The 16,486-nt window shown below is 43.9% G+C and carries 13 protein-coding genes; 8 read left to right on the top strand and 5 right to left on the bottom strand.

The annotated features are described in order from the left end of the window. The first annotated feature begins 186 nt into the window (after positions 1–186). Together mepA and AB6E51_RS10545 are read left to right on the top strand one after the other, a co-directional pair. Positions 187–1,026: a penicillin-insensitive murein endopeptidase gene (gene mepA / locus AB6E51_RS10550; RefSeq protein WP_017062537.1), complete on the top strand. Its 840-nt coding sequence runs from the start codon at positions 187–189 to the stop codon at positions 1,024–1,026. Positions 1,027–1,299: 273 nt separating this feature from the next. After that, on the top strand, positions 1,300–1,608 hold the full coding sequence (locus tag AB6E51_RS10545) for a hypothetical protein (protein WP_017062536.1): 309 nt from the start codon (positions 1,300–1,302) through the stop codon (positions 1,606–1,608). A 42-nt stretch (positions 1,609–1,650) separates the two neighbouring features. Here the strand turns inward: AB6E51_RS10545 and AB6E51_RS10540 are convergent, their stop codons facing one another. From AB6E51_RS10540 to rdgC, 3 genes are all read right to left on the bottom strand, one after another. Further along, entirely contained in the window at positions 1,651–1,905 is a 255-nt protein-coding gene (locus AB6E51_RS10540) for a YfhL family 4Fe-4S dicluster ferredoxin (protein WP_004735061.1), read from the bottom strand. A gap of 34 nt (positions 1,906–1,939) precedes the next feature. After that, complete coding sequence (gene yegQ / locus AB6E51_RS10535) at positions 1,940–3,358, bottom strand: tRNA 5-hydroxyuridine modification protein YegQ (RefSeq protein WP_017062848.1); 1,419 nt, start codon at positions 3,356–3,358, stop codon at positions 1,940–1,942. Positions 3,359–3,564: 206 nt separating this feature from the next. Further along, on the bottom strand, positions 3,565–4,479 hold the full coding sequence (rdgC, locus tag AB6E51_RS10530; RefSeq protein WP_372057519.1) for a recombination-associated protein RdgC: 915 nt from the start codon (positions 4,477–4,479) through the stop codon (positions 3,565–3,567). 194 nt (positions 4,480–4,673) lie between these two features. Between rdgC and phoB the strand changes: the two genes are divergently transcribed. The 3 genes from phoB to AB6E51_RS10515 are packed head-to-tail and all read left to right on the top strand — an operon-like array spanning position 4,674 to position 7,669. Beyond that, entirely contained in the window at positions 4,674–5,363 is a 690-nt protein-coding gene (gene phoB / locus AB6E51_RS10525) for a phosphate regulon transcriptional regulator PhoB (protein WP_004735064.1), read from the top strand. A 33-nt stretch (positions 5,364–5,396) separates the two neighbouring features. Then, entirely contained in the window at positions 5,397–6,695 is a 1,299-nt protein-coding gene (gene phoR, locus AB6E51_RS10520) for a phosphate regulon sensor histidine kinase PhoR (RefSeq protein ID WP_019823041.1), read from the top strand. After that, positions 6,692–7,669, top strand: a complete 978-nt coding sequence (locus AB6E51_RS10515) for a PstS family phosphate ABC transporter substrate-binding protein (RefSeq protein WP_372057520.1) — start codon at positions 6,692–6,694, stop codon at positions 7,667–7,669. Before phoR ends, AB6E51_RS10515 begins: the two co-directional genes overlap by 4 nt. 89 nt (positions 7,670–7,758) lie before the next feature. On the opposite strand, the gene ppx is transcribed toward AB6E51_RS10515, so the two are convergent. Together ppx and ppk1 are read right to left on the bottom strand one after the other, a co-directional pair. Continuing rightward, positions 7,759–9,270, bottom strand: a complete 1,512-nt coding sequence (gene ppx / locus AB6E51_RS10510) for an exopolyphosphatase (protein ID WP_372057521.1) — start codon at positions 9,268–9,270, stop codon at positions 7,759–7,761. After that, positions 9,261–11,357: a polyphosphate kinase 1 gene (gene ppk1 / locus AB6E51_RS10505; protein ID WP_017066137.1), complete on the bottom strand. Its 2,097-nt coding sequence runs from the start codon at positions 11,355–11,357 to the stop codon at positions 9,261–9,263. The genes ppx and ppk1 overlap by 10 nt, the downstream gene beginning before the upstream one ends. Before the next feature lie 200 nt (positions 11,358–11,557). Here ppk1 and AB6E51_RS10500 point away from each other — a divergent pair, with 200 nt between their 5' ends. From AB6E51_RS10500 to pstB, 3 genes are all read left to right on the top strand, one after another. Continuing rightward, positions 11,558–13,774, top strand: a complete 2,217-nt coding sequence (locus AB6E51_RS10500; protein ID WP_372057523.1) for an ABC transporter permease subunit — start codon at positions 11,558–11,560, stop codon at positions 13,772–13,774. A 111-nt stretch (positions 13,775–13,885) separates the two neighbouring features. Continuing rightward, complete coding sequence (gene pstA, locus AB6E51_RS10495) at positions 13,886–15,595, top strand: phosphate ABC transporter permease PstA (RefSeq protein WP_017066135.1); 1,710 nt, start codon at positions 13,886–13,888, stop codon at positions 15,593–15,595. Further along, positions 15,596–16,414, top strand: a complete 819-nt coding sequence (gene pstB / locus AB6E51_RS10490) for a phosphate ABC transporter ATP-binding protein PstB (protein WP_009848269.1) — start codon at positions 15,596–15,598, stop codon at positions 16,412–16,414. Positions 16,415–16,486: the final 72 nt, after the last annotated feature.

Genomic DNA, 16,486 nt, shown 5'->3' with positions numbered 1-16,486 from the left:
TTGAAGTCAGTGTTATTAAGGCTATCCATGGCTAAATTTCACAATAATTCATCAACCTTAATTAGATCACATTTTTACTTTAATTGGTATAATTCACTAGCTACCACCAAAAACTTAAGTACGATATGCACCTAATCCTAAATGGCGACTAATATAATGAGTAAGCGTCAGTAATTTGGGATTATTATGAGGTTCTTTTTTGCACTGGTTGTATTCTTTTGTTCATTTTCTCTATCAGCAACTTCGTGGGAAAAAGAGAGTCACCCTACTAGAAATTCACCCTCATCAATTGGAAGCTATGCCAATGGCTGTCTAGACGGCGCGCAGGCTTTGCCTATTAATGGTTTGGGGTATCAGATCATTCGCCCTCAAAGAGAGCGCTACTATGGCCATACAGAAGCTATAAAGTTTATTGAGAGGTTAGGAGTCACGACCAGCGAGAAGCTCAATACTAATTTATTGATCGGTGATATTTCTCTTCCCAGAGGAGGGCGCTTTTCTTCAGGTCATTCAAGTCATCAAACAGGGTTAGATATTGATATATGGCTAAGGTTAACCAGTAAGAGGTTGTCAGAGAACGAATTAGCTGTGCCTAAACCTGTGAGCGTTGTGGATCTTACCAACTACAAATTGCGTGAATCGAATTGGACCGATGATCATTTTCAAGTTATTCGTTATGCGGCGAAAGATGAAAAAGTGGTGCGTATTTTTGTTCATCCAGTGATCAAGCAAACCCTTTGTGAACAAGAAAACTCTGACGCTAATGATAGAGCTTGGTTAGGCAAAATAAGACCTTGGTGGGGACACCACTCCCACTTCCACGTTCGTTTAAAGTGTCCTGAAGGCAGTTCAAACTGCATAGCTCAAGCGAGCCCTCCTAAAGGTGACGGTTGTGGAGATGAACTTGCAAGTTGGGCTCCAAAGACTGTTCCAGTTCCACCTCCTAAAAAAGTAGCGAAAACTAAGAAAAAGAAAAAAGTTAAAGTGATGCCAAGTCAGTGTTTGGCCTTGATATCGAATAAGTAATCCTGTTCATCGAGGCTTTTTACAGTGGTACTGCCACTGGTTTTTTCGACTCTAAAACTGGAGAAACATCACACTTTTGTCTAGAGTTTATAAACACGAGATTAAGAACATCGTTTGATATTAATAAAAGCAATAACGGTATCAGCAAGGGCGATGGCGAATTTGACAAGGTTTGGTCAGGGATTGAGTGTTTTGGGGTGAAAGATGCGGCTTATATGCAGTATGCGAAATCAGAGTCTGATACCCGTCGATAGATAATTCAAGGATAAGACTATGACTATGATTTGTGCGAAGGAATTTTCAGAATGGTTAAGACATAGGTTCAACGCTGAAAGCTCGGGTATTTCAATTTCAAGAGATGACATCAATCAGCTAACAGGCAGACAACGTTTAGACCCTAGTTTCGTAAATGATGTTCACTATGAATTGATGCAGTATGGAATGGCATTTGTGACCGATACCAGCAGGGAAAACTTTTATCTTGTTCCTATAGCTCAATCAATAAACTGGCGAGAACGACTCGAATATCAATTTGAAAAAGAGCTCTTCTGCAATATTTATCCAATCGGAAAATCAGGATGAAAAAAAAGGTTCAACTTATGGTTAAGTTGAACCTTTCTTCTTTTAGGTCAAGCCTTGAATGATAACAAACTTCTCAAGTAGCTCGTCATCAGTTTCAATATGGTTTGGGTCAGTGATGATGCATTTTGTAATCGGACACACTGACTGGCATGTTGGCTTTTCATAGTGACCTTTACACTCTGTACATAAATCAGGATCGATCTCGAAGATGCTGTCGCCCATAGTGATTGCACCATTTGGGCATTCAGGATCACACATATCGCAGTTTATGCACTTGTCAGTAATTAACAGAGCCATTATTTTCTTCTCAAGTAAGTCGCTTAAGTAAAAATTATTTGCCTGATGCGTTACGTGTATCTTGGCCTTCGCTCAAGTTACGCATCAGCAAGCCGTACTCTAGATCTAGATCTGCTGGTACAGGAATAAATACAAAGTGACCGTTACCTTTCGCATCGTCGACCGCTTCAGATTTGCGGTTTTCCATAACTTCTAGTTTGAAAACAACGTTACCTTTCGGTGTCATCATTTCTAAGCTGTCGCCTACTAGGAACTTGTTCTTCACTTCTACTTCCGCTAGGTCACCACGGCGCTTACCTGTGAACTCACCAACAAACTGTTGAGTGTCAGAGATAGAGTAACCGTACTCGTAGTTTTGGTATGTATCGTGTGTATGGCGACGTAAGAAGCCTTCAGTGTAACCACGGTGAGCTAGGCTCTCTAGTGTACCCATTAGGCTTTCATCGAATGGTTTGCCTGCCACTGCATCGTCAATAGCTTTACGGTAAACCTGAGCAGTACGTGCACAGTAGTAGAAAGACTTAGTACGACCTTCAATCTTCAGAGAGTGAACACCCATCTTCGTTAGGCGCTCAACGTGTTGGATTGCACGAAGGTCTTTTGAGTTCATGATGTAAGTACCATGCTCATCTTCAAACGCTGCCATTTTCTCTTCTGGCTTGTGTGATTCAGAAAGCAGAACCACTTCGTCTGTTGGTTTACCAAGGCCTAGTGTGTTGTCTGGACGCTCATCTTGAACTTCAATGTCTTGCGTTTCTACTTCTTGAATAGCAACACCAGTAGGGTTTGCTTCAACGATCTGACCGTTTTCGTCTTCTTTCGCTGCTTCTGTTTTGTATTCCCAGCGGCAAGCGTTGGTGCAAGTACCTTGGTTTGGATCGCGCTTGTTCATGTAACCAGAAAGCAGACAACGGCCTGAGTAAGCCATGCAAAGAGCTCCGTGAACAAAGATCTCTAGCTCTGTTTCTGGGCAGTGTTCGCGAATCTCTTCGATCTCTTCAAGCGATAGCTCACGAGATAAGATCACACGCTCAACGCCTTGAGTTGACCAGAACTTAACGGTCGCCCAGTTTACTGCGTTTGCTTGAACAGAAAGATGGATTGGCATTTCAGGGAATGCTTCACGAACCATCATGATAAGACCAGGATCTGACATGATAAGCGCGTCAGGGCCCATGTCTACAACTGGTTTGAGGTCGCGAATGAATGTTTTTAATTTAGAGTTGTGCGGCTGAATGTTACATACAACATATAACTTTTTGCCTTGAGCATGAGCTTCATCGATACCGATTTGTAGGTTTTCGTGATTGAACTCGTTGTTACGAACACGAAGGCTGTAACGTGGCTGGCCTGCGTATACTGCATCTGCGCCGTAGGCGAATGCGTAACGCATGTTTTTGAGGCTTCCTGCCGGTGATAATAGTTCAGGTACAAATGGTTTTTGTGTAGTCATTGCTTCGTTCTCTAATCTGATCTCAAGTCAGGTTGATACCACCAAGTGATATCAAAGGGGCGCAAATTTTACGCTAAAATGAGTTTGGTTGATAGCCCTAAAGATAGCAATGACATTAACAAGAGGGTCTAGAGGCAGATATAAGTGAGAACTTAGTGAGAAATAAGCTCAGATACCGTTAGCACCTGAGCCTATAGTTTGACTGATTAAGCGTTAGGTTGAGTTAACCCGCCTAATGATTCAAATAGGTTTGGAAGGAAAACACTGAACTCACCACAAAGTAGAGAGAAGTCCGCATCAAAACGCGCAGCTTGATCTTCACGAGGAATATCGTCGTTTTCGTCTTTGAGCTCATCACTGAATTTTAGGCGTTTGATGCTGCCATCTTCTGCAAGAATGAATTCAATACGGTCTTGCCAGTTGATAAGAAGTTTCGTCACCATCTTATTGGCTTCGATGTGGTTTTTAATCTCATCAGCTTCTAGTTCTTGTTTCTTAACTCGAACAATACCGCCGTCTTCTTGAATAGATTTTAGTTCTGCTTCATCAAGCATAGTGATGCCTTGTGGCGTATCACCTGATTTCACCCATTCTGTAAGAGTCGTTTCGATCGCTTGCTCTGGGATAGCTGGCACTACTGGCAGGCTACCCATTGTCTTACGTAGCAATGCTAATACATCTTCTGCTTTTTTGTAGCTGCTCGCATCAACCACAATGAAACCTTCTTTTGGCATGATCAGCGCGTAAGTGAAGTTGCTGCGGCTGAATGCTCGAGGAAGTAGATCAATGATGATGTCTTCTTTTAGGCTGTCTTTCTCTTTCTTTTTCAGAGGGGTACCAGACTCTGCCTCAAGCGTTTCTACTTTTGCATTCAATGAATCTTTGATAACAGAAGCAGGAAGCATTTTCTCTTCTTTCTTTGCACAGATAAGAATGCGGTTTTCTGATACGTGCGTCATCATATCGCCATGTCTACCCATTGCGTGTACCCAACCAAACTTCTGTTTGTCTTGGCTACCACAAGGAGTAAAGCGGAATTCTTCAAGTTGTTTCTCTAGCTGATCTGCGTTGAAATCAATATCACGGTTGAAGCGATAGACTAGGCAATTTTTAAACCACATAAATTTTTCTCATACCTTTTTAGAAGTGCTTCATGATATGAGATCTAATTCGATTTGTCCCTAGCTCTGTATCAAAAGTTATAAAGTGAAATGTTTGAGACAGTTATATGAAAATTTGTTTTCAAAGGTCACAAAAGTGTCATAATTAACTCAGATAATGCAATGCGTTGATTAAATACAAAGGCTATTCAATTATGTCGAGAAGGATTCTGGTCGTTGAAGATGAAGCACCTATTCGTGAGATGCTGTGTTTTGTACTTGAACAAAAAGGCTACCAAGCAGTAGAGGCTGAAGATTACGATACAGCGGTAAACAAGCTATGTGAACCTTTCCCAGATCTAGTATTACTAGATTGGATGCTACCTGGTGGTAGCGGGATAAACTTTATCAAGCACATGAAGCGTGAAGAGTTAACTCGCAACATCCCAGTGGTGATGCTGACGGCTCGTGGCGAAGAAGAAGATAAGGTGCGTGGTTTAGAAGTGGGCGCTGATGATTACATCACCAAGCCATTTTCACCAAAAGAGCTCGTCGCTCGCCTGAAAGCGGTTATCCGCCGTGTAACGCCTACTGCATTAGAAGATGTGATTGATGTACAAGGCCTTAAGCTAGACCCAGTATCTCATCGTGTTACCGCAAGCGAAGGTCCAGTTGATATGGGACCAACAGAGTTCAAAATGCTGCATTTCTTTATGACGCACCAAGAGCGTGTGTACAGCCGAGAGCAGCTGCTTAACAACGTTTGGGGTACCAATGTTTACGTTGAAGACCGAACGGTTGATGTACATATTCGACGCCTGCGTAAAGCGCTTGAGTCTGCAGGTCACGATAAGCTAATCCAAACGGTTCGTGGCGCTGGCTACCGTTTTTCTACAAAGGCTTAATGTGGCTTCGCTGCCCAGTTTACGGAGTCCTGAATGGTTGAAAAGTTAACCTGGAAAAAGCTGGCTTGGGAGCTGGCTTTTTTTTACGCACCATGGGTTTTAGTCGGATGGATATTCGGTTACCTACCTTGGTTGCTGCTGGCTGCTACGGTATTGCAGCTCGGCTGGCATCTACACAACCAAATGCGTTTGTCCGCATGGCTGTGGGATGAGAAGCGTCTAACTCCACCTTCAGGCTCTGGGAACTGGGAATCTCTGTTTAACGGTATTTATCGTATGCAGCAGAGACAGCGTCGCAAACGCAAAGAACTGACTAACCTTATCCGCCGTTTCCGTAACGGTGCAGAATCGCTTCCCGATGCCGTTGTGGTATTTCGCGGTGAAGGAAACATCGTTTGGTGTAACAAGCTTGCTCAATATTTGCTGGGCTTTCGCTGGCCAGACGATTCTGGGCAACCTATCTCCAACTTGATCCGCACGCCGGACTTCATCAAGTACCTTAATAAACAAGATTTCTCAGAGCCGTTAGAGATGCCGTCGCCACTTAATGTGGAACGTATGCTCGAGCTGCGTATCGTGCCGTATACCGAGGGCGAACACCTCATGGTAGTACGTGATGTTACTCAGTTAAAACAGCTAGAAGGCATGCGTCGTAACTTTTTCGCTAACGTTTCTCACGAGCTACGCACTCCAATGACCGTACTTCAGGGCTATCTTGAAATGACGGAAGATCCAGACATGGTCGTTGGGCCTATGTGGCCTAAGGCTCATGGTGTGATGACCGAGCAGTTGAATCGCATGAACAGCCTAGTGAATCAGCTTTTAACACTTTCAAAAATCGAAGCTGCACCGATGCATGAGCTCGATGAAGTGGTGAATGTTCCGGCTATGCTTGAGGTTCTTGAAAAAGAAGCCGCAAGCTTAAGTGGTGATCGAGAACATAAGCTTGAATTTGATATTGATAAGAGCCTACGAGTTTTAGCTGATGAAGATCAGCTGAGAAGTGCGATATCGAATCTGGTGTATAACGCAGTCAAATACACACCACCGGGCGCAACGGTTAAGGTGCGTTGGTACCAAACCAGTCAAGGCGCGTGTTTGGATGTGTCAGACACTGGAGACGGTATTGAACCACAGCACTTACATCGACTCACAGAACGTTTTTACCGTGTTGATAAAGCGCGTTCACGCGATACTGGTGGTAGTGGTCTTGGGTTAGCGATTGTGAAGCATGCGCTTAGCCATCATGACTCACATTTAGAAATTCAAAGTGAAGTTGGCGTTGGTAGCCGATTCCATTTCACGCTACCTAATCGATTGACCGTGTCATGAATTTTTTGACTCGCAGGATGCGTTTACCCGTCAGCTTATTGTTAACATTTGCTTTGGTTAACCCCGTTCATGCCGAACAGGGTGTCGACTCACTTCCTGATTACGCTAAAGTTCCGGGTATTTCAGGGAGCCTATTGTCTGTTGGTTCGGATACCTTGGCGGGTATGACGACATTATGGATGGAAGAGTTCAAGTCTTACTACCCGAATGTGAACGCTCAAGTTCAAGCTTCTGGTTCTTCTACTGCCCCTCCTGCTTTAACGGAAGGCACTGCTCACCTTGGACCAATGAGTCGTCCAATGCGCCTACGAGAAGTCGAAGCGTTTGAAAGAGAGCATGGCTATAAGCCGACAGCACTGAGAGTCGCTATCGATGCGATTGGACTTTTTGTGCATCGTGATAACCCTATTGAAGGGCTCAACTTTCACCAGATTGACAGTATATTCTCAGAGACATTACGCTGCGGAGCAACAAGGCCCCTCAATAACTGGCAAGATCTCGGAATCGATCAGCCATGGGCGAAACATCGATTCCAATTGTTCGGTCGTAATTCCGTTTCGGGAACCTACGGCTATTTCAAACAAAACGCATTATGCGGCGGCGATTTTAAGAACCGAGTTAATGAGCAGCCAGGTTCTGCATCGGTTGTACAGTCGGTTGCCTCATCAATCAGCGGGATAGGGTACTCAGGTATTGGTTATCGAGTGGCCGGCGTTAAGTTAATTCCTATCGCAGAGTATGGTTCTGATTATGTAGAGCCGACTCGAACGAATATCTTGAGCGGTGATTACCCTCTATCTCGCTTTCTTTATGTGTATGTGAATAAGCACCCAGATAAACCACTTTCTCCTGTTGAAAGAGAGTTCCTCACTTTTGTGTTCTCAAAGCAAGGGCAAGAACTGGTAGAGAAAGATGGCTATTTAGCTATACCGTCAGAGTTCGCTGAGCAAGAATTGGCAAAAATCGGACTCTGATTTAGGTACTATGAACGTAGAAAATTAACGTAGAAACCTAACGTATGAACAGCTTGCTAGCCGCAGGCTGTTTTTATTTTGTTGGCGCATCATTCAAGCTTCAACGACCATCCAGCATCTTGCCAGCGTCGTTGTTCTTCTTTGAGCTCATAATCAAGCAGTTGATTTTCAGCTAACCAGTCGATGGTATCTCCTTCTAAACACCAATTCTCATCTTGCTCAATGGTTAATTTTACATTCGGTATTGGCGATTGGTTTCGCTGTCGATTGAGCAGGATTGCTATCCTCAGTATTCGAATTAACAACGCTATCTGCCCTGTATTGAATAGCGTGAGATCCGGTAAGTCACTAAGCTTAATTGCTTTTCTTTGATAGCGAACTAATGCTGAGATCAGACGCTGCTGCTCAGTATTGAAACCGGGCATAGTCGTATGTTTAAGCAGATAAGCTGAATGGCGGTGATAGCCTTGGAATGCGATGCTTTGTCCCACTTCATGAAGCAATGCAGCCCATCCAATCAGATCATAAAGTTCATTATTTACCGCAGTACTCACCTGAGGTTGCGCTTGTTTCAGTAATGAAAGGGCGAGTGCTTTGACTTTCTGGCCATGAACTACGTCAACATGGTATCGAGAGACAAGCGTTTCGGCGGTTCTTGTTCGAACATCAATATCTTTAAACCGATCTTCCATGTCATAAAGCACCCCTTCTCTTAAGGCACTATCGGAGAAATGCAATTCATTGATGTTGAGCATATCCATAGTTGCTGAAAGAATCGTGACGCCAGCGGCAAACACCGGCTTTCTTTCATCGCTTAAACCTGAAAGGGCTAATCCCTTAGAAGATGGAAATTCACATAAGTGGTTCTTCAAATAGGATAGGCGTTGCGGCGTAATGAGACCATCGGTGAACCCTAAGCCAATGAGTACCTCTTTTATTGATTTGGCGGTTCCTGATGAGCCAAAGGCAACTTCCCAAGAGATTTGTTTGTATTCTTCAATTAATGGCATCAACAGGCGAGTAGCAGAGACATAAGCATCGGAGAAGTGCTGTGATGTCAGCCCTCCATCGGCAAAGAAGCGCTGAGTAAAACTGACGCATCCCATCGGTAAGCTACGCATTATTTGGGGTGTAAAGCCTTGCCCTGCGACTAATTCAGTACTCCCTCCACCTATATCAATAACTAATTTGGATTCGGAAGCGGCTTGAGTGTGCTCTACGCCGTTATAGATAATTCGAGCTTCTTCTTGACCTGAGATGATCTCTATTGGAAAAGGAAACCATGGTTTAGCTTGCTCTAAGAAGTCTTTGGTATTTTTAGCCTTTCTTAGGGTATGAGTCGCGACGACTCTGACATCATCAAGTTCAAAATCCGCTAGTCGTTCTGCGAATACCTTGAGGCACTCTAAACCTCGCTCGATAGCGCTTTCGGATAAGAAGTTATGCTCATCCAACCCATCGCCTAATCTCACTTTCTGTTTATGTCTGCTGACTAATTGCAGGTGTTGATCGAATACTCGTGCAACCACCATATGAAAGCTGTTCGAACCTAAATCGATAGCGGCAATACATCGAGAATGTTTGTTATCAATTAGCGGCATGATTTCTTCTCTTGTTTGTACTTCTTGCGAGCAAGTTTCTCCATACGTTTAATATAGTGGTAAGTGGAGAGTTGTGACGTCGGGTAATCAAGTAGGTTTGCTGGTGGTTGTGTGTAAGAGTTGCTCATCGCTTGGTCTAGCACTCGAGCTTTGTTGCTGTCATCGAAATGAAACTCGGTGATATCGATAATGGTTTGCTTGATCTTTGGATCTAAAATTGGAGCTGCAACTTCGATGCGGTGATCAAAATTTCGTGTCATCCAGTCAGCGGAAGATATATAGACCTTCGGCTTTCCAGCGTTACCAAATATCATCACTCTCGGATGTTCGAGGAAACGATCGACCACACTGACTATCTCAATATGATCACTGATGTTGGGTATGCCAGGGACAAGAGAGCACATGCCGCGAATGACCATTCTCACTTTTACATTGGCTTGGCTAGCCTGATAGAGCTTTTCAATGATCTCTCGATCGACCAAGTTGTTGAGTTTTAGAGTGATGCTTGCAGGTTTACCTTCTATCGCGTTTTGTATTTCATTATCTATCAATTGGTACAGACGTTTTCTAGTATTCTTTGGTGACACAATCAGTTGCTTGAACTGGGACTTTTGATAAGGGTTTTCAATATACTTAAAGACTTGTCTCACCTCTTGAGTCAAATCTTCATTCGCAGTGAGCAGAGAAAAATCGGTATACACGCGCGCTGTAACTTCATGGAAGTTGCCAGTGCCAATATGGGCATAATGCTCGGTATGCTTGCCTTCTTTTCGTTTGATGAGCAGCAACTTGGAATGGATCTTCAAACTTGGGATGCCATGGATGACTTTTACACCCGCTTCTTGAAGTTTCTTGGTCCATTGAATGTTGGCTTGCTCATCAAAGCGTGCTTGCAGCTCGACAACCACAGTGACCTTTTTGCCATTGTGCGCCGCATCGATGATCGAGCTGAGGAGTTTTGAGCCTTCCGCAACACGGTAAACGTTTATTTTGATGGAGGTTACCTTCGGGTCAAAGGAAGCCTGCCTAACCAGTTCAGTGATGTGACTAAAGGTGTGATAAGGATAATGCAGTAAGATGTCGCGAGCTTTGATCGCTTCGAAATAGTTTGGGTAATGGCTGAAATGCGCGCACTTAATCGCGGGTAGAGGACGATTAACTAAATCACGTCGGTTAAGGCTTGGGAACTCAGAGAAATGTTTGAAGTTATGATAGCGACCACCTGCGATGACACTGTCATAGTCAGACAGTTTAAGTCTGACTTGTAAGAAGTTGAGCATTTCAGTTGGCATTTCAGATTCATAGATCAGACGTATCGGCAGTGCCGTTAAGCGCTGTTCTAAACCTAAAGACATCGATTCTAATAGGTTATTTTCATTGTCCTCTTGCAGATCATAATCGGCATCACGTGTCATTTTTATCGCAAAACAACGCAATGAGTCATACTCAAAGAATCCTTTAAGTAAGTCATCCAAACAAAATCGAACTATATTATCTAACAAGATCAAAGTTGTACGCTGCGAACCCGAAGTTTCCGGTAACTTAACAAATCGAGGGAGTGCTTCTGATGGGATTTCGAGTAAGACATATTGAGATGATGCATCACGCTCGATGTCGATGGCTAAGTAACTTTGTTCATCTTTGAGAATATTAAGTAACTGGCTATCTTCGTTCAAGAGAATCGGAGTTAAGTGTGGCAGCACTTTTTTCTTAAAGTACTTTTTTATCCAGCCACTTTGTTCTTCGCTGATTTGTTGTTCGTTGACCAGAAAAATACGATTGCGTACCAATTCCAATAGCAAGTCGTTATACAGTTCATGGAATTGAGCATCGAGCTTGCTTGCTTTGCTCTGCATTTTAGTCAGTAGGCTTTTCGGCGAGTTGGAGGTTAGCTGTGGATCTTGAAGTAAGATCTTTCGTTTCACGTCAGCAAATCGGACTTTGTAAAACTCATCGAGGTTTTTTGAGTAAATACCTAAAAAACGAACTCTTTCGATTAAGGGCACTGACTTGTCGGCTGCTTCTTGGAGCACTCTTTCATTGAAGGATAACCAGCTAAGTTCTTTTGTGACATAGTCTTTTTCCATCGAGATGATAATCCTTGAGTGCTGGCTATAGAGCTGATTACTTTAATTTAGAATGACAAAATTCACAAAATCTATGATCTTACTTTAAGAAATATGGTCAACAAACTTGTTATTAGTTTCAGTTGTTTAACGTAACTTGTAATATAATTGTCATCTAACGTACATATTATGTCAGTAGCTAAAAAAAGGTAGATAAACAGATGGCTTCAGCCCAATTTTCATTGAAAGAGCGTGACAAAAAAAGATGGTTGAAAGATCGTCTCGTCCGTTTTTCAGTGACATGTGGTGCCGTCAGTGTTCTAGCTGCTCTGGTATTGATCTTTGTTTACTTGGCGATGGTCATTTTACCGGTGTTTTCTGATACTGGTTTAGAGACAGACCAAGCCGTAAAGACCGTTGCTGTAGAAAAGCCTATCGCCTTATCTGTTGATGAATACGGTCAGCATGCATTTACTATCGAAAAATCTGGCTTGGTGCAGTTTTGGGATTTAGAGTCTCAAAATACACACTCTTACTTTGAGCGAAATGTTTTAGCCAATCCTGTTGCCTTCTCTCGAAATACCCCATCAGAAAACTGGTTTGCCTTTGCCGATAGTGCAAGCAACCTTACTTTTTTCTATCCTGAGTATAGTGCGCCTGTGCTGCAAAAGGGCAGTGAAGCCGATCCTAAAATTGAGCAAATCGATCTCCCAGAACCATTTTTAAATGATGAACCCTCAAATGGGGCGACGATCGAAAAATTCGCGTTCTCTAAGAATGGACGTGGTATCACGGTTGCCGCTCAGCTAAGTGACCAACGAGTCTTAGTGAAGTGGTACCAAAGTGATGTTACGGGTCAGTATGTTTTTCAGAAGAGCCAATGGTTATCGGATAAGTTGGGCTTGCAGCAACAGTTGTTAGTCACACCTGATGGCCAAACCTTATATCTCCGAGCCCAATCGGATTTAGTGGTTTTGAAGCTATCAGATAGCGGCTTCAATGTTCGTGAAGCGATTGATCTTAGCTTGAATGATGCGAAGCACTCGGTGAAAAGTATCGATTTACTGTCTGGAGCTTATTCACTGTTGGTTACGCATGAGGACGGACAGGTTTCTCAGTGGTTCGATGTACTCAAAGATGAAAAGCGTAGCCTGACCCATATTCGAGACTTCCAACTTGCTGAACAAGTGCAATTTATTTTGCCTGATACTTATAGAAAGGGTTTTTATAGCTTCTATAAGAACGGCACATTACAAAGCCACTATACGACCAGTGAAAAACTGTCGCTGTTCGAGCGTGCATTTGATAAATCACCACAATTAGCGGCTATGTCTGCCAATGAACTGCATCTGGCGACGCTGATTGATGGCACCATCAGTGTGGCTAAGGTCGATAATGAATACCCACAAATATCATTCTCATCGCTTTGGCAAAAGGTCTGGTATGAAAGTTACCCTGAGCCGCAATACGTTTGGCAATCAACGTCGGCGAATGATGACTTTGAAGAGAAATTCAGTTTAGTACCTATCACATTCGGTACTATCAAAGCAGCTCTGTTTGCGATGATGTTTGCCGTGCCGGTTGCTGTGCTCGGAGCTATTTACACCGCTTACTTTATGTCTCCACGCATGCGAAGAGTGGTGAAGCCTTCGATAGAGCTGATGGAAGCACTTCCGACCGTGATCATCGGATTCTTGGCCGGGCTTTGGTTTGCTCCAATCGTCGAGACGCATTTAACGGCCGTCTTCTCATTGATGGTGTTATTACCACTGAGCACACTGCTGACTGGACTTGTTTGGTTCTGTTTACCGAAGAGGGTAACGGGTCGCTTCTCTAATGGTTGGCATGCTCTGATATTGATTCCGGTATTGGTGATTACTGTGGTTGCGGTGTTTGCTGGTGGAAACAACATTGAAGCCTTGTTATTTGGTGGTGATATTCGTACCTTCTTGGCTAGCTATGGTATCGACTTTGACCAACGCAATGCGCTAGTGGTTGGTTTTGCTATGGGCTTTGCGGTCATCCCAACGATTTTCACTATTGCTGAAGATGCTATTTTCTCTGTACCTAAACATTTGTCTGATGGCTCATTAGCGTTGGGTGCGACGGCGTGGCAGACGCTTATTTATGTGGTGTTATTGACGGCGAGTCCAGGTATCTTTTCAGCGGTTATGATGGGCCTAGGTCGAGCGGTTGGCGAAACCATGATCGTCTTGATGGCGACAGGTAACACTCCAATTCTTGACTGGAATATTTTGGAAGGGATGAGAACCTTATCGGCAACGATTGCTGTTGAGCTACCAGAATCAGAAGTAGGCGGTTCTCATTTCCGCTTGCTGTTCTTGGCTGCACTCTTGCTGTTTATCTTTACATTCGCGGTGAACTCAGTTGCTGAGTGGGTTAGACAAAGACTGAGAGATAAATATCGTGCGCTGTAGTTTTAAAGGTTTGCCTCAATGTGTATCAATGGCTTTTAGTGGCTTGACTAGCGTGTCTCTTGATCTTTGCAGCTCCTTGATTTCAGCACGCCAAGAGCAAGGTCGATCATGATGAATAAACTGAAGTCATTATTATCTTGGGTTAAATCGGGCTCTCCGTGGATCTGGCTTACGGGCGGGGCGGTGAGCATCAGTATGCTTTCTGTTCTTGGCCTAATGCTGCTGATTGGTTGGAAGGGCTTAACCTATTTTTGGCCCGCACCTTTGTATCAATGGCAAGTTGACTCCAAAGACTTATCGCTAGTGGTCGATCTTGACGAAACCGTATCAAAACAAGATGTATTGGTTGGTCAGTTATATGAACGAAAATACATCCCGATAGAGCAAGTTCCACAAGTCCATGACCTTTTGTCTCCTCAAAATTTGTCGACTGGGCTGATACAGCGCTTAAGCATCAAAGTTGCTAACAGAGAACTGTACCCTGCGGACTTTGTTTCTATTCTGGATGTTAACTTACGTGAACCCACTACCCCGCTTGATTGGGTTGTGATTGAACGAAGTCGAGGTGGTTATTTCTTTGGTAAGCCGGTGGGTTTTAAAACCGCTTCTGGCACCTTTGATTCGAACATAGACCAAAAGCTCGAACAAGGCTTGGCGTTCGCTGATGCGCTACGTAAAGAAACGTCGCGTGTCGTGAACCAAGAAATTCGTAATATCAGCTGGCAATTGGAAAACCTGCGCTTAGAAAAGCGTAAGCTTGAACTCAATGAGTCAGTGAGTGATGAATACCTTACAACCTATACTCAAACTAAACTGGAATTAAACCGCCAGTTAGGTGAAGCCGAAGTTAAGCTTGAGCACCTTAGAACGCAACTTAATGTCGAAAGCTTGCTGGTTGAGGATATGACAGGCGAGCTGGTCGAGATCTCGCTCAGCCACATTCTGGATTATTGGTACCCAAATAATATGTCTTACCTAGAAAAGGTTGGGCACTGGGGCAAACAAGTTTGGAAATTCTTATCAGAGAACCCACGAGACTCAAACTCTGAAGGCGGTGTATTCCCTGCCATTTTCGGTACAGTACTGTTGGTTATTCTCATGTCGATCGTCGTGATGCCTCTTGGCGTGGTCGCTGCGATATATCTTCATGAATACGCAAAAAACAACGCACTAACACGTTTAATTCGTATCGCCGTGATTAACTTGGCGGGTGTACCGTCGATTGTGTATGGCGTTTTTGGTTTAGGCTTTTTCGTCTATACCATTGGTGGCTCGATTGATACGTTGTTCTATGCAGAGCGATTGCCAGCACCGACATTTGGTACGCCGGGTCTACTTTGGTCAGCACTAACCTTAGCGGTCTTGACGCTTCCAGTCGTTATCGTAACCACGGAAGAGGGCTTAACGCGTATTCCTAGTGCAGTGAGGCACGGTTCATTAGCGCTTGGTGCGACTCAATTTGAGACGCTTTGGCGCATTGTTTTACCGATGGCAAGCCCAGCGATTATCACTGGTTTAATTTTGGCAATCGCGAGAGCCGCGGGGGAAGTTGCACCACTTATGCTGGTGGGTGTTGTTAAATTGGCATCTAGCTTGCCAGTCGATGGTCAGTTTCCGTATTTACACTTAGATAGAAAGTTCATGCATTTAGGCTTTCATATCTATGATGTTGGTTTTCAAACCTCTAATATCGAAGCGGCACGACCTTTAGTGTATGCGACTTCATTTTTATTGGTTACGGTGATTGTTGGGTTGAACTTAACAGCCATCAATATCCGTAATAACTTGCGTGAAAAATACCGAACCTTAGGACAAGATTAGATGTTCTCGATTAATGAAACCTTGGGTTACCAAGCACCACTTGATGTTCACAATCTGAAGGATGAGCAAATTGCTATCTCGATCGAAGGGCTAAATCTTTACTATAAAGAGAGCCAAGCACTTGATGATATCTCGATGCAGATCCCGAAGGGGCAGGTGACGGCGTTTATCGGCCCTTCTGGGTGTGGTAAGTCGACTCTGCTGCGCTGCATTAATCGCATGAACGATCTTGTTGAAGGCTGTAAGGTTTCCGGGAAAGTGAAGCTTCATGGCAAGAACGTCTATCACCCTAAGGTGGATGTTGCGACCTTACGACGCCGTGTGGGTATGGTATTCCAGCGTCCAAACCCTTTTCCTAAATCCATCTATGAGAATGTGGTTTATGGCTTGAGGCTACAAGGCGTTAGCAACAGCCGAGACCTTGATGATGCGGTTGAACGCTCTCTGCGCGCTGCTGCGTTATGGGATGAAGTGAAAGATCGGTTGCATGAGAATGCTTTTGGTTTATCTGGCGGTCAACAGCAGCGTTTGGTTATCGCTCGTGCGGTTGCGATTGAGCCTGAAGTGCTGTTGTTAGATGAGCCGACATCGGCACTCGATCCGATTTCTACTTTGACGATTGAAGAGTTGATCAACGATCTCAAAACGCAATACACAGTGGTGATTGTTACCCACAACATGCAACAAGCCGCGCGTGTAAGTGACCATACTGCCTTTATTCATATGGGAAAATTGATCGAGTACTCAGATACGGACTCAATTTTTACGTCTCCATTGAAAAACCAGACGGAAGACTACATTACTGGTAGATATGGCTAACCTCTCCAAAGGTGTCATCTAGAGCTAAGTCACTCTACAAAAATGGCTTTCTTCATTTCTTTCAAGGAGCAA

Source organism: Vibrio sp. 10N.247.311.47 (assembly GCF_041467535.1).
GTDB classification, from domain to species: domain Bacteria; phylum Pseudomonadota; class Gammaproteobacteria; order Enterobacterales; family Vibrionaceae; genus Vibrio; species Vibrio crassostreae_C.
Note: the sequence above shows the minus strand (reverse complement) of the source record. Positions and strands in the feature narration are given on the sequence as shown.